This is a genomic window from Macrococcoides caseolyticum, from assembly GCF_002902665.1.
GTDB lineage: Bacteria > Bacillota > Bacilli > Staphylococcales > Staphylococcaceae > Macrococcoides > Macrococcoides caseolyticum.
In genome coordinates this window covers 1-12767 of record NZ_PPRM01000001.1, presented here as the reverse complement: position 1 = coordinate 12767, position 12767 = coordinate 1, and the positions used below count along the sequence as shown (strand labels likewise).

At 35.7% G+C, this 12767-nt stretch carries 13 protein-coding genes and 1 riboswitch; of the genes, 1 reads left to right on the top strand and 12 read right to left on the bottom strand.

Features of this window, described 5'->3' with window-relative positions:
• Nucleotides 1–112: 112 nt before the first annotated feature.
• The 12 genes from isaB to CD152_RS00010 all read right to left on the bottom strand — a co-directional run bounded on the left by isaB (nt 113) and on the right by CD152_RS00010 (nt 12093).
• Nucleotides 113–664 carry an immunodominant staphylococcal antigen IsaB family protein gene (gene isaB / locus CD152_RS00065; RefSeq protein ID WP_101141063.1) on the bottom strand — a complete coding sequence of 184 codons (552 nt, stop codon included), beginning with the start codon at nt 662–664 and terminating at the stop codon, nt 113–115.
• Between the two features lie 307 nt (nt 665–971).
• Nucleotides 972–1883, bottom strand: a complete 912-nt coding sequence (locus tag CD152_RS00060) for a lactate/malate family dehydrogenase (RefSeq protein WP_101141061.1) — start codon at nt 1881–1883, stop codon at nt 972–974.
• Nucleotides 1884–2702: a MetQ/NlpA family ABC transporter substrate-binding protein gene (locus CD152_RS00055; RefSeq protein WP_101141059.1), complete on the bottom strand. Its 819-nt coding sequence runs from the start codon at nt 2700–2702 to the stop codon at nt 1884–1886. It abuts the gene before it with no gap.
• 86 nt (nt 2703–2788) lie between these two features.
• Nucleotides 2789–2891: riboswitch (SAM riboswitch) on the bottom strand.
• Between the two features lie 82 nt (nt 2892–2973).
• Nucleotides 2974–3471: a hypothetical protein gene (locus CD152_RS00050; RefSeq protein WP_101141057.1), complete on the bottom strand. Its 498-nt coding sequence runs from the start codon at nt 3469–3471 to the stop codon at nt 2974–2976.
• Complete coding sequence (locus tag CD152_RS00045) at nt 3464–3673, bottom strand: helix-turn-helix transcriptional regulator (RefSeq protein WP_101141055.1); 210 nt, start codon at nt 3671–3673, stop codon at nt 3464–3466. Before CD152_RS00045 ends, CD152_RS00050 begins: the two co-directional genes overlap by 8 nt.
• 90 nt (nt 3674–3763) lie before the next feature.
• Nucleotides 3764–5389 (bottom strand): MutS-related protein, encoded by a 1626-nt coding sequence (locus tag CD152_RS00040; RefSeq protein ID WP_101141053.1) that lies wholly within the window; start codon nt 5387–5389, stop codon nt 3764–3766.
• 236 nt (nt 5390–5625) lie between these two features.
• On the bottom strand, nt 5626–6804 hold the full coding sequence (locus tag CD152_RS00035; protein WP_101141051.1) for an NAD(P)/FAD-dependent oxidoreductase: 1179 nt from the start codon (nt 6802–6804) through the stop codon (nt 5626–5628).
• A gap of 104 nt (nt 6805–6908) precedes the next feature.
• Nucleotides 6909–8342: an NAD(P)H-binding protein gene (locus tag CD152_RS00030; RefSeq protein ID WP_101141049.1), complete on the bottom strand. Its 1434-nt coding sequence runs from the start codon at nt 8340–8342 to the stop codon at nt 6909–6911.
• Nucleotides 8343–8425: 83 nt separating this feature from the next.
• The gene (locus tag CD152_RS00025) at nt 8426–9637 is read right to left on the bottom strand and encodes an NADH:flavin oxidoreductase/NADH oxidase family protein (RefSeq protein ID WP_101141048.1); all 1212 of its coding nucleotides are present in this window, start codon (nt 9635–9637) and stop codon (nt 8426–8428) included.
• Nucleotides 9638–9754: 117 nt separating this feature from the next.
• Nucleotides 9755–10105, bottom strand: a complete 351-nt coding sequence (locus tag CD152_RS00020; protein ID WP_101141046.1) for a DoxX family protein — start codon at nt 10103–10105, stop codon at nt 9755–9757.
• A 230-nt stretch (nt 10106–10335) separates the two neighbouring features.
• On the bottom strand, nt 10336–10821 hold the full coding sequence (locus tag CD152_RS00015; RefSeq protein WP_101141044.1) for a GNAT family N-acetyltransferase: 486 nt from the start codon (nt 10819–10821) through the stop codon (nt 10336–10338).
• Between the two features lie 264 nt (nt 10822–11085).
• Nucleotides 11086–12093, bottom strand: coding sequence for a S66 family peptidase (locus CD152_RS00010; RefSeq protein ID WP_103214179.1), 1008 nt, complete (start codon nt 12091–12093; stop codon nt 11086–11088).
• A gap of 126 nt (nt 12094–12219) precedes the next feature.
• Here CD152_RS00010 and CD152_RS00005 point away from each other — a divergent pair, with 126 nt between their 5' ends.
• Nucleotides 12220–12618 carry a hypothetical protein gene (locus tag CD152_RS00005; protein WP_103214178.1) on the top strand — a complete coding sequence of 133 codons (399 nt, stop codon included), beginning with the start codon at nt 12220–12222 and terminating at the stop codon, nt 12616–12618.
• The last annotated feature ends 149 nt before the right edge of the window (nt 12619–12767 follow it).

Genomic DNA, 12767 nt, shown 5'->3' with positions numbered 1-12767 from the left:
ATTCCTCCTACGAAAAGATACTTTGACAGTATAACATAATTACTTTTATGTACCTGCAGAAGCAATAGTATGACATAAAAAATTTGCGCTTCAATTATGAAGCGCAAATTTTTTATGCCATTCCAACATGTCCCAATATCACTTTTTGTACATAACCTTTTTCCACTAGGAACTGTATACTATTACCATTCAAGTTGTAAATGTAAACACCATCAACTTTAGAAGGCACCGCTTTATTACCATCAGATATCATCTTACCTTTGAATAGGTATTCATTGCCGTACACTTTCTTCACATCGTCAAGTTTAAGTTCATTGTTATTCACATCTAAAGTGGCTGTATATGGATTTTTATCAGTTCCTTTAAAGAAAGTATAGTCTTGATCATAAACTTTCTTTGTATAACCTGTGCCTGATACTCCTGAAGTCATACGCTTAAGATCTACTTTATAACCATTTACAGTTACGTTATTTACTTTAACTGCACGCACGAAATCTTTATCCAGTACAAACTTGGCATTTCCACTCGTATAACCAGAATACTTATAGTAAGGCTTCTGAACTTCAGCTGTTGAATGCTTAGCAAGGGCATCTTCGCCCTGCACTGCACCTAACGACATGGCAGCCGCTAAAGTTGTTGCGCCTAATACTTTTACAAATTTCATTTCCACCACTCCTAAAATATAATTTCATTATTCTCATCATTTTCTACATTAATTATTTACCCTGAATGGTGTTCACAAAACATTTTTAATCATTAGTTAAAACTAAATAAAATAAAAATCCTTTCATTCTGATGGACTAATGACTTGAGAATTCTTTCTTTAATTAGATGTAATATTCTTTTAACCTTTTATGTCGTTCACATAAAGCCAGCTCTCATCAGCAGTTTAGCATCATGACTACGTATCCCTTTTCCAATATCCTTAGAAGCCACATGCATACAAAAAGACCCTGTAATTTTACAAGGTCTTAATTATAATGCTGTTCTATTGTATTTCTAATAAATTGTTTAGCTGTTGTTAAATCCTGTGCTTCTTGATTATCTATTGAAATATCTAATCTCTGGATGATGCCTTCCTTTCCCACAAGTACTGGTAAGCTATATGCTATATCCTCATTTCTCGTTGATAATGGGAAAATTGAACGTTCATTGAGCACAAGAGATTTGATAAGCAATACAGTGATTTTTGATATCGCTGCATTGGTCCAGCCTTTTTGATGGAATACATCAAATGACACGCTATCAATCGCCTCAGTTATCTCCTTTTTATCTATCTTATGGTTACCACTAAGTTGTTCATATTCCTCTAACGCTATACCATGAATACGCGTTTTACTCCAGAGCGGTACAGCATGCGCTCCATGCTCTCCTATCACAAACCCTTCAACACTTTTAGGATCAATGTTGTAATGATTTGCAATTAAAGTTTTAAAACGTGAGGTTTCTAATAACGTACCAGTACCTATCACTTTACTCTCCGGATAATACTTTGAAGCGATGTACGTCATCGCATCGACAGGATTGGAAATAATAACAAGTAAGGCATCAGTCGTTACTTCACCGATATGTGTAGTGATTTCTTTAATAATCACTGTATTCGCCTTTGCTAGCGCGGTACGATCTGGAATTGATGTATCTGTCTTTGTACTGGCCGCTATAACGATAACATCCGCATCCTTTAAATCCTTATATGTTCCTGCATAAATATTGATATGATTCGTGACACCAATACCTTGACTGTGCAAATGATCCATTGCCTCTCCAGTCGCAACATTTTCATCACTATCAATCAAGACAATCTCGTTAAATACGTTCAAATACTGTACGTCAGTCAATACCTGACTGCCCACACGTCCAACACCAATGATTCCTAGTTTCATCTACTTCCCTCCATATGGAATGACGTCTTTGTTAAATTCCTTATTAATATAATCTTTCATATCTTGAGACTGAAGCACTTCAATCAAATCCTGAAACTTCTTATCATTCTTATGACCTTTTTTAACAGCAAGAATATTTGCAAATGGTGAAGATTCATCCTCTAACGCAATGGCATCTTTATGCGGTGTAATTCCATTATCTATCGCATAGTTAGAATTGATAATAACAGCTGCACCTTCACCATTACGATATGTCTTTGGTAAGAATTCTGCACTTTGCTTATTATTAAACTTTAAGTTCTTCGTATTCTCTACTATATCAGTAAATCGTGCATCTTCAATCTTTACACCTTTCTTCAGCTTAATCACACCTTCATTGACAAAGAATGATAAGAAACGCCCTTCTTCAGCCGGATTACTTGATACGAAGATTTCAGAGCCAGATGGAATTTCATCTAAGTTCTTATACTTATTACTATAAACCCCCATAGGCGTAGTGAACACTTTACCCACTTCTTCAATATCATAATGATGCGTCTTTTTCTCAGCTTTCAAGTATGGTACATGCTGGAATAAGTTAGCATCCACATCACCTTCTTGCAATAACTTATTTGGTACTTTATAGTCGTTGACAATCTTAACTTCCACATCATATCCTTTTTTCTTCATCGCAACAGCTGCATGTTTAACAACTTCTCCATGCGGTGCAGGGGAAGCTGCAACTATAATCTTCTTTGAATCTGCTTGTTTGTCATTACCACATCCCGCTAATGATGCTGATAGAACAACTGCACTAATTAAACCTAATACTTTTTTCATGCATAATTTCCTCCTAATTTTTTAACTCAAATAAAAAAATCCCGTGGACAAGAACAAGTCCACAGGATAAATCGCTGTATAGTCTCGTCTCATCTTTACAACTTGCGTTGCAGGAATTGGCACAGTGTTCATTAAGAATCTGCTGCCGAGGTTTCATAGGGCCTGTCCCTCCACCTCTCTGGATAAGAGTTAAAATATTTTGTTTTATTTATTGATTACTATCATAATTAATACTACTAATGATGTCAATGAATTTTTTGAAAATTCTATTTTAATCCTTTAATAACCTTTTATTTCTAACATAATAGGTTAAATACATAATTACAGACATAAACAGCAATATACTTAGTACAATAGGTTTGGTCACAAAATTATCTGGAACTAAAAATATAACAGCTGTAAACAACGGTAACAGCACGCTCAACCAAGTATAGGAACGTTTCATCGATTCATACGTTACAAAACTCATTCCTTCATCGTGATCATTAATCTCAGGAACTAAATTAATTTTTCTAAACGTTTTCTTTGCCCATACGAGAAATATTGTACTTACAATCATCAATATCATATTAATTATGACTGTCGCAATGATAAAGTAAAAAAATATATTACCATACTTATATGGATTAATATCAATAGAAAACAATACATTACCTTCATTAATCGTATAACGCATAACCATACTCAGTGGGATGATCAGTAATCCAATACATACAATACAGACTAGATTAAATAACGGATAAATTCTTTTAAATTGTTGTTCATTCATCCTCAATATCCTCCAATTCAAAAAGATCTTCAACTTTACATTGAAATACACGACACAACTTTAAAACTAATGTGATAGACGGTGAAATCGTACCTTTTTCGATAAAACCAATCGTCTGTCTTGTGACACCAACTCTTTTCGCTAACTCACTTTGATTCATATTAAATTTAGCGCGGTACTCCTTTAAATGAGACTTTAGCATGTTGTTCACCTCACCACTAATGTACATTATACTTAACATTATGTAAAGTATTTTTAACATATATAATAAAAAGCACCGCGTAGGCGGTGCTTAAGTCCCTACATTCAGTTGTTCTAATTGCTTGAGCTGCGTTTTTGCGTGATCATATATACTTTCCGGATAATTGTGAATACGCATGAGCTCTATTGCATTCGAAGTCGTTGTAACACCTTTTCTAATCGTGTAATCAAATGTTATATCATTATCTTCAGTCAGTGTTTCTTTAAAGTAATAAAAATCAAAGTGTGTCAATATTTCAGTTAATTCAATATCATGTGTTGCTGCAAATAGCAAACTGTTTTGATGTAAATTCAAATAATCTAGTATTGCAGTTGCTGAAGCAATGCGTTCTTTCGTATTCGTTCCGCGCAATATTTCATCAATGAATATATACGTCGGTAATGTCAATTTAAGCACTTCTAAGAGGCGCTTCACAGATTTAATTTCTGCGATAAAGTAACTATCACCTCTCGCTAAACTATCTTCTAAATTCATAGAAGTGGCTACTATACCTGGTTGATACACAAATCTTTCACTTGTCGATGTATTCAGACCTTGAGCCATTACTAAATTTATCGCCATCGTTTTCATAAACGTAGATTTCCCCGAGGCATTAGATCCTGTTAACAGTACAGAATGCTTATACTTAAAATCATTCGCTACAGCACGATCAAGTAACGGGTGATACACTTCCTCCGCTTCAAGCACTTTTTCTTCAGCCGCTTCAGGAATAGCGAAATATGGTAATGTTGTTCGCCATAAAGCAGTACTATAACTTGCATCTGCTTGTCCTACTACTTTGAAATATGAAGCGAAATCTTCTTGATGCTTATGAAGTATCGCAAGCGCGCGATGATACAAATGATAATCAATTAAAAACATCTGCTTAATCGCATTAATCATTGTAAGCGCAATGTTCCCTTCATTCTTATTATCATTTAACATAAAATAGCTCATCCACTTAACGGACTTCATCTTACTATCATTTGATTTACGGCCGTTCAACTTCATTATTTCGTTTGCCGTATCAATAATCTTAATTGCATAGAATAAATCGTTATAAACGAGATCACTTTGCGACTGAAACTTTACTGATAGCCCCATAACGACACCCATTGCAAGGATTACACTGAATATACCAATAGAAACACCGAAGTAGAACATAGCTAAACTCAGTATAGGTAAGAAACTTACGAGTATCATCAGCTTGTTGTAGTGCTCTTTTTTCTGATAATGCACTGTAAACCGGCTTGCATCATTATTCGCATTTCTACCAAGCTTCGCTAATATAAATGACAATTTCTCACGATATCTTACATCCTTAGTAATCTTATTCAACATTGTTTCATCAACATGATGTCCCGGGAAATTACGCAGTAACGTATATGTATATTCCTCACCAACAGATGTAAAGTGATAGTTTATACGATGAAATAACTGATCCATACTTAGATCATTCCATGTAATATCATCAATACATCGCGCCTCAGCTTTACTAATATGCTTATAATAATGATCAAACATAATATGATTGCCTTTTTGTTTGAAAAGTGTCGCCTGCTTGTTAAACAATGTTTTTATTTTACGCTTCAGTTGAATACTGTCATAGACACTATAACCAATACCTATACCAATTAACACGATTGTTATTAATACATAAACCCAGAAACTCTGCATGCTGAACCTCCGTTAATTTTCTAAATCACATCTAAAACATATGCACGAGATTATTAAAACTCTGGTTCATCCGTTTTAATAATTTCTAATAGTCTCGTCTCCTCTTCTCGCCACTTCTTATAAATATTATACTTAATTTTCTGACAACAATAAATATCAATTTACAATTATATACAAATTTAAAAACCAACTCTGTCTCGCAGAATCGGTTCTCAATGTCATCTTTCGGTTCAATACTATGCTTTGCCTTTCAACAAGGCATTCCAGTACATCAATGGTATCCCACGTTTCTTCACTTGATATAATAACGGATTCGTCTTCCCTTGATCTATCGGCATAGACTCCTTCGGTTTCATATCATATCCAAATTCCGCTATAAAAGCCTGACCATATTCTGTTGCTATTGGACAAGCTGTGGAACCATCATAATGCGCTTTTAACTGCTTGCCTTTTATCTGTGAAAGTAGATTACTGACAAGTACGGGCATCTGTTTTCTTACTGCCGCTCCCATCTTTATGGTTGGTAAATTCGTACAGTCTCCGATACCAAATACATTTTGATGACGAACATGTTGTAGCGTAAATGGATTAACATCCAGCCACCCTTGTTCATCGCTTAAGGTCGAATTTTTCACAACATCTGGGGCACTCATAGGTGGTGTTACAACAATCATAGAGAAAGGTAATGTATATGTTTCTCCTGTAGCCCATTCTTTAAATGTCGCTTCTTTCTTGTCACCGTCTACCTTAATCAATTCTTGATTGAGTTGATATTCAATATGCTTATTATTTAAATGTTCCTCCATATATCGTCTATATTTTTCCACAGGAAATAATGTGTCTTTCCCTGATTTAAAAATAAGATGTGCCTTATTATCTTTCTGATCACGAATAAATTCATCAAAGGTAAACAATGTATTTTCAGGAGCAACTCCGCCTTTAATTACTGATTTCGGTTTCGTTATTATCACATTACCCGTCTTGGTCTGCTTTAATAATTCATAGGTATAATCTGTATAATCATAGAGGTAGTTTGTCGTAACACCATTTCTGCCTAGCGTCGCTTCAAGTCCCTCTATCTCCTGAAAGTCTAATTGTATGCCAAGTGCGACGACGAGATATTCGTACATAATAAAATCATCATTATCTAAATACACTTTACGCTCTACAGGCTGAATACGAGTAACACGTTGCTGGATGTGGTCAATTGCTTTAGGGATTACCCGTGACATGCTTTTTACTGTACGTGTCTTCTTCTCTTCACCTGAACCAACGAGAGGCCAAGCTGGCTGATAAGCATGTTGATCTGCATGATCGATGATAGCGATATCCTTTATACCAGACTTCAATAATCTGCTTGCACTTGATAACCCACCTGCACCTGCTCCGAGAATCACTACTTGATATTTCTTCATTGTTTCCCTCCTAGTAAGTTTATTAGTTATTATATACCCTATTAAATTAACGATATGAATAAAAAAGAATAAAAAAACACTCACCTTTAAGGTGAGTGTAAATCTTAGCTATCTTGTAATGTCATTGTTTTATCTTCGAGATACTTAGAATCCAAGGTTTTCGCTAAAATCTTAGTCTCAAGCCCAAAGAGTTTCATCACTAACAAATGCACACGTGCTTGAGTAATTGTGTATACAAACCAAGGTAGCGATGGTTCATATTCGTGGATTGCAATTATACACTCATTCGTATCAAGGATACGTCTGAATTCAAGTCGTGCTCTGCTGCTTTCGTTTACCTTAGCAAACTTACCGCCTTTTATATAGAACAACACCCTATCTTCTGATGATTTCTTTTGTGATTTTTCCAGGATAAGGATAGGGTCTTTGAAAATTGGTAATGAAATATTCAGTACTTCATCTTCAATCGAAGTATTGATAAATGAGTAACCGATACGTGATAACCAGTTAACATAATAGTTTGCCGTTTGCTCAATCGTCCAGCTTGAAGGGATCGTAATACGTTGAACAGACTTAACGTCATTCTTTTGGAGCTGTTTCGCAATAGAAGGTGCTTTTTTCTTATCTTTCTTCTCATCATCACTATCTTTTAAAGCAGTCTCAATACTTTCTTTTAACGGTGTCGGTGCATTGGATATGCCTTCTACATAATTCTTCTTAGAAGGTGTCATATCATGCACGAGACTATCAATTAATGGATAAACAAGTTCCTTAGGTTCACCAGTGATTAATGCGACAGGTAACTTTGTAATCCATACTGGAATGAACGGTACATCAAGCATAGGTAATTTCTTCTTCATTACTGATGCAGTAGCTTCAAACATTCCTTTATAATCCGTTACTTCATGATAGATATCAATCTGTTCATTTTGTTTCGGTTCGCGCTTAACTAATGTTGCTAATCCTTTAACTACATCTTTTAAGGCGACAGGTGCTGTTTTACTATATGCCCACTTCGGAAGCACGAGCGCAGGCAATCGTTTTGTTAATTTCTTCAGGATTGGGAATGAAGAACCCTTTGGTCCAATGATGAGCCCTGCACGTAATGTCGATACAGGAACACCGTAAGAGCCCAGAATCTTCTCACATTCTTTACGACTATGTAAGTGATTTGATAAGTCCTCATCCTCTTCATCTGGCATAATTCCACTCATAAAGATGATATGTTTTACGCCTTTGTTCTTCGCCGCACGGCCAAAGTTATCTGCTAATATTGCATCCATATCCATAAATGAACCTTGTGTTAGCTTGGCAGAGGGTATCATAGAGTGTACGAGATAAATAGCCGTATGCACGCCTTCCATAGCTGCTTCAATATCCTCTAGTGCATAAAGATCCACTTTCTTCCATGTTACGTTCTTTTCATCTTCTTTATTATCTGTACTTCTTGAAGCAGCTACAATTTCATAGTCATCTTTCAATTGTTCCAATAAATTTCCGCCGATATAACCTGAAGCGCCTGTTAATAGTACCTTCATCAAAAGTCCCCCTATTCTATAGTATTAGTCCATACCCTATCTGATCCCTCTATAACCGGTATAGTGAATTTAATCTTCTTCATCTACCTTCTTCTTTTCGAAAACGCCTTCGCACCATGTGTCTTAGCGAGCTCAAATAGTGGACTCCATGCATTCGTATGCACTACAGGCTTCTGGTTATTGCCTAATCTTCTGATCTGTTGTTCGTAGTACGCTAAGCCAACGAAGCCTCCGATTATTTTATCAAGGGCTTTAACCTTGGTCGTCAGTCTTGGTAAAGTAATATCCTTATACGTTCCTTCACGTAACTGATTTGGAAGCTCAGGATTCAGTACAAGTGGACGCCCAATACCAATCATTGATACATTCGTCTCTGTGATAGCATCAACCATGCTTTGCTGTCTACGGAATCCTCCAATCACAGAAATCGGCACCTCTACTTTCTCACTGACTTTCTTTGCATAGTCGAGGAAATAGACTTCTCCGTCACCCATCATTTTCGGTTTCTCATAATCTCCACCTGAAATTTCAATATGATCGATTCCAAGTTCATCCATCTTCTTGATTACAGTGATAGAATCCTCGAGAGAGAAGCCTTTGTCACTGAAGTCCGTTGAATTGATCTTTAAGCTGATCGGAAAATCTTTACCTAACGCCTCGCGCATACCTGTATAGATTTCCACCAAGAACTTCATTCGATTTTCTAGTGTACCTCCATATTCATCAAAGCGACGATTATCCCTTGCAGATAAAAACTGACTCACTAAATACCCATGAGCACCATGAATCTGAACACCTGTAAATCCTGCTTTCTTAGCGATTACTGCAGTAGTTACAAAGCGTTCTATCGTCTCTTTAATCTCATTCAATGTCATCTCACGCGGGGGATTGAATCCACTGCCAGCATCACCATTAATTGGAATGGCGCTAGGAGCTATAGGCTGTTGAGATACCGATTTTGGACTTTGCTTACCGGGATGATTGATCTGCATCCAGATATGACTGTTATTACGTTTACCCGCTTCAGCCCAGCGCTTAAGTATATCTAGATCTCGCTCATCTTCTACAACTACATTCCCCGGCTCACCGAGATAACGACGATCGACCATGACATTGCCGGTAAGCGCCATACCGATACCACCATCAGCCCAGTGCTGATACGCATTAACGAGGGCTTCCGTTGGGCGATGGTTACCGTCTGCCATCCCTTCACTCATCGCTCCTTTATACAATCTATTCTTTATTGTCACACCATTGTTTAATTCAAGTGGTTCAAATAATCTCTCTACTGTCATATCATTTACTCCTTCACTTCAAATTTAAAGCATTTCATACTATGTATCTTCCCTCAATGCACCGTATTAATCATGAAAAAACACTCCCTGAGTGATTCAGGAAGTGTCAATACAAGCTTATTTATCTTTTTTAAAGCTTGTAAGCAATGAAGTTGTATTTAAAGCTAGAATGTTACGTGCATTCTTTGTTGCATCATAACCATGTCCCGCCTTTAAATGGGAATAGATAGCACCAAGCATTACACCTTCTATAAGCAATGCCCCCGCCTGATTAAACTTCTTGCTGAAGATAGATAGCGCAAGTAACGCTGCACCGGCTGTCTCAACACCACCGACAACTTTCATCATTTCTTCCGAATAACCGAACTCATCAAATAATTTAGCTAAATCCTCGTTTCCTTGTAGTTTCCCTTTACCTGCATTGTACATTTCCTTGGCAATATACAAGTTGTTCATATAGTTAAACATACTGAACCTCTCCTTTAAGTTATTATTATTACTATATCCAATTATTCACGTTTAAAAACATTTATATGTCTCATAATAACTATCACGGCTCTATTAACACCCGATAGCTAACCATCTATAAAACCCCTATATAACTAAAATCATTAGAAAACAATCTGAGTCCCTACTCTTTAGAGCAATAAATATAGAGGCCATTATAATACTATAAAAAGTAGTACCCACCCCAAGATTTATACATTACCACTTCTATATTTCTCCATTCTAACAATCCCCTCATCGTCGGGTTGCTTATTATCACATTTACATACATAACCGTAACGCTCATAAAAAGAAACAGCTGTTATGGAAGCTGGAATTTCTATACGATGAGCACGCTTGTAGTATTCATCGCTCTCTAGGGTGTGTATAATAAGATGTCCTATACCCTGTCCCTGATATTCAGGCAACACAAAAATCGTAAAAAAACTGCTTTCTATTTCGCTACCCCAATATGGACCGATTGCACCAGTACCGACAATTTTATCATCGGCTCTAAATACATAAAAGTGTGTCCATGATGCACGCTCCGTGACAGAAACCTCAGTAATCGCTTTTGCATCTTCAATTAAATCCTCTTTTGAGTAGTCTGTGATATTCGTCTCAAACATGGCACGATGAATAAGTGCTACTATCTCCTTGGCATCCTCATTCTTGAAACCATCAATATCCACCTTCATATACACCGCACCTCTCTCATTTAATTAAAAGCAATGATATCTTAACGCATTACCGACAAAACTTTATCTAGTATTAATAATTAATCTCACAAATACTTCTTTCGCAACTGTATAATTAGTTCTATCTTCAAGCCTATGGCACTAATCTCGACATCAATAATAGGCTTTATTATCAATCCTTAAATTCATAAACCGCCAATACGATAGATACTGTCAGGACCAAGAGAAGTAACACCTAAAGTCATAACGTCATCTCGACTTGAATTAGATAAACTTCTGCGTAACCTTTCCTTTTCCATTATCAAACTCAACTATACCGTATGCACCATTAATAAAAGTAATTTGCGGAGGTTGATGCCCACAATCAACGTCATATAGTATTGGTATATCTAGTTCATCGGCAATATCTTCATATACATCAATCATTGTATATCCATCCACCGCTTCATCCACTTGAGTCCTCCCAAAGATAATACCACTTACATTATCAAACCAACCCGCATACTTCATCTGGAGTAACATTCTTCGACACGTAACTGAAGATGACTCACAGTTTTCTAGATACCATAATACCGGTTCTTCACCTATGTATTCATTTCTAAATCGATCCACATCTCCATATGGTGTTCCTACAATATGAGAGATGACATCAATACACCCTCCAAGTAAACGTCCTTCAATCTTTACATTGTTTCCACTTAATGACTTCCACTTTGTCTGCTCAGTAAAATTAAATATGTAATCTGTTGGAATATGATGCGTCCAGCTGTTCTGAAACATATCAGATGAATATTGAACTATTTCCTCATTCCTCTGAAGTTTTAATACACGTTCCCATGCACTCGTTGTTTTGTCTGAATATTTTCCACGTAAGTCCACAATATTCGTGCCATGCGCTGTCGCTATACCAGTATTCAAAGTAATTGCAAGAAGGATAAGGCTCGTATCTGAATAACCCATTATCCATTTCGGTTGAATATTAGCATAATCAATCTTATCTATTACTTCAATGGCAAGTTCTCCGCCCCATGGAGGAATTATAATATCAATATCTTCTCTTCGTAAAAACTCATTAAGTTCTTTAGCTCGCTTATTCATATGACTTGATTTTGCTTTATATTGCGTCATTACCGTATCACCGATAATCAAGTTTACATCTTTAAAATGTTCTTTAATCTCGTCCATAAAATGATGACAATTCTCAGGGATACCAGAAGAAGGTGCAGTAATACCTATTGTAAAATTATCTTTAAGCGTTGGATATTTGATCATTTATAATCCCTCCAAAATATTCAATACTATTCTTTAAACAATCATTTTTATTAATTAATACAATTATTTGTATTTTCTATTATTTTGTATATAATTACCACTAATTACTATCAAAGGAGTATTATAATGACATTAACTAGAAACTTAAGATTGCCAAACCTTGAACATTGGTATATGTTCCCAGGATCAGTATATCCAGAACCTGAATATGACAACACGTCGCTTGAAGTCTATATTTGGGAAGAAGATATGATATATATATTAACGATTACTGATATACCTGAAAAGGTATTTTTTAAAAATGAAGACTTAATTTCAGATATTGAAGGACTTGCACACCATCTTGTTGTAGAGAAAGGATCTACTCAACTTTTTGAATTTATTACAATCGATTCAAGTGAAGGTAAACGTGATGAATCATTCGATAAAGCTGTCTATAAGTTAATTAAAAATAAATATCCCCATTTACTCGTTAATCATCATCAAAAAAGTTTTAAATACGTCGATTGTAAAATTAAGCTATAATTTTCTAGTTCTCATTTAATGTTTATATTGTATCTAATTCAATTAATATTTCTACATATAGAATTTTTATATGTTTAACGGTCGTTTAAGTTACTAATATGCTTTGAATTTAATTCCTAATTCACTTTGTCACTTTCCGTTTTATATTG

Coding starts and splice junctions, on each gene's coding strand:
- isaB (WP_101141063.1), bottom strand. CDS start 664: ATGAAATTTGTAAAAGTATTAGGCGCAACAACTTTAGCGGCTGCCATG.
- CD152_RS00050 (WP_101141057.1), bottom strand. CDS start 3,471: ATGAATGAACAACAATTTAAAAGAATTTATCCGTTATTTAATCTAGTC.
- CD152_RS00030 (WP_101141049.1), bottom strand. CDS start 8,342: ATGAAGGTACTATTAACAGGCGCTTCAGGTTATATCGGCGGAAATTTA.
- CD152_RS00045 (WP_101141055.1), bottom strand. CDS start 3,673: ATGCTAAAGTCTCATTTAAAGGAGTACCGCGCTAAATTTAATATGAAT.
- CD152_RS00015 (WP_101141044.1), bottom strand. CDS start 10,821: ATGAAGGTGGATATTGATGGTTTCAAGAATGAGGATGCCAAGGAGATA.
- CD152_RS00035 (WP_101141051.1), bottom strand. CDS start 6,804: ATGAAGAAATATCAAGTAGTGATTCTCGGAGCAGGTGCAGGTGGGTTA.
- CD152_RS00060 (WP_101141061.1), bottom strand. CDS start 1,883: ATGAAACTAGGAATCATTGGTGTTGGACGTGTGGGCAGTCAGGTATTG.
- CD152_RS00025 (WP_101141048.1), bottom strand. CDS start 9,637: ATGACAGTAGAGAGATTATTTGAACCACTTGAATTAAACAATGGTGTG.
- CD152_RS00010 (WP_103214179.1), bottom strand. CDS start 12,093: ATGATCAAATATCCAACGCTTAAAGATAATTTTACAATAGGTATTACT.
- CD152_RS00040 (WP_101141053.1), bottom strand. CDS start 5,389: ATGCAGAGTTTCTGGGTTTATGTATTAATAACAATCGTGTTAATTGGT.
- CD152_RS00005 (WP_103214178.1), top strand. CDS start 12,220: ATGACATTAACTAGAAACTTAAGATTGCCAAACCTTGAACATTGGTAT.
- CD152_RS00020 (WP_101141046.1), bottom strand. CDS start 10,105: ATGTTTAACTATATGAACAACTTGTATATTGCCAAGGAAATGTACAAT.
- CD152_RS00055 (WP_101141059.1), bottom strand. CDS start 2,702: ATGAAAAAAGTATTAGGTTTAATTAGTGCAGTTGTTCTATCAGCATCA.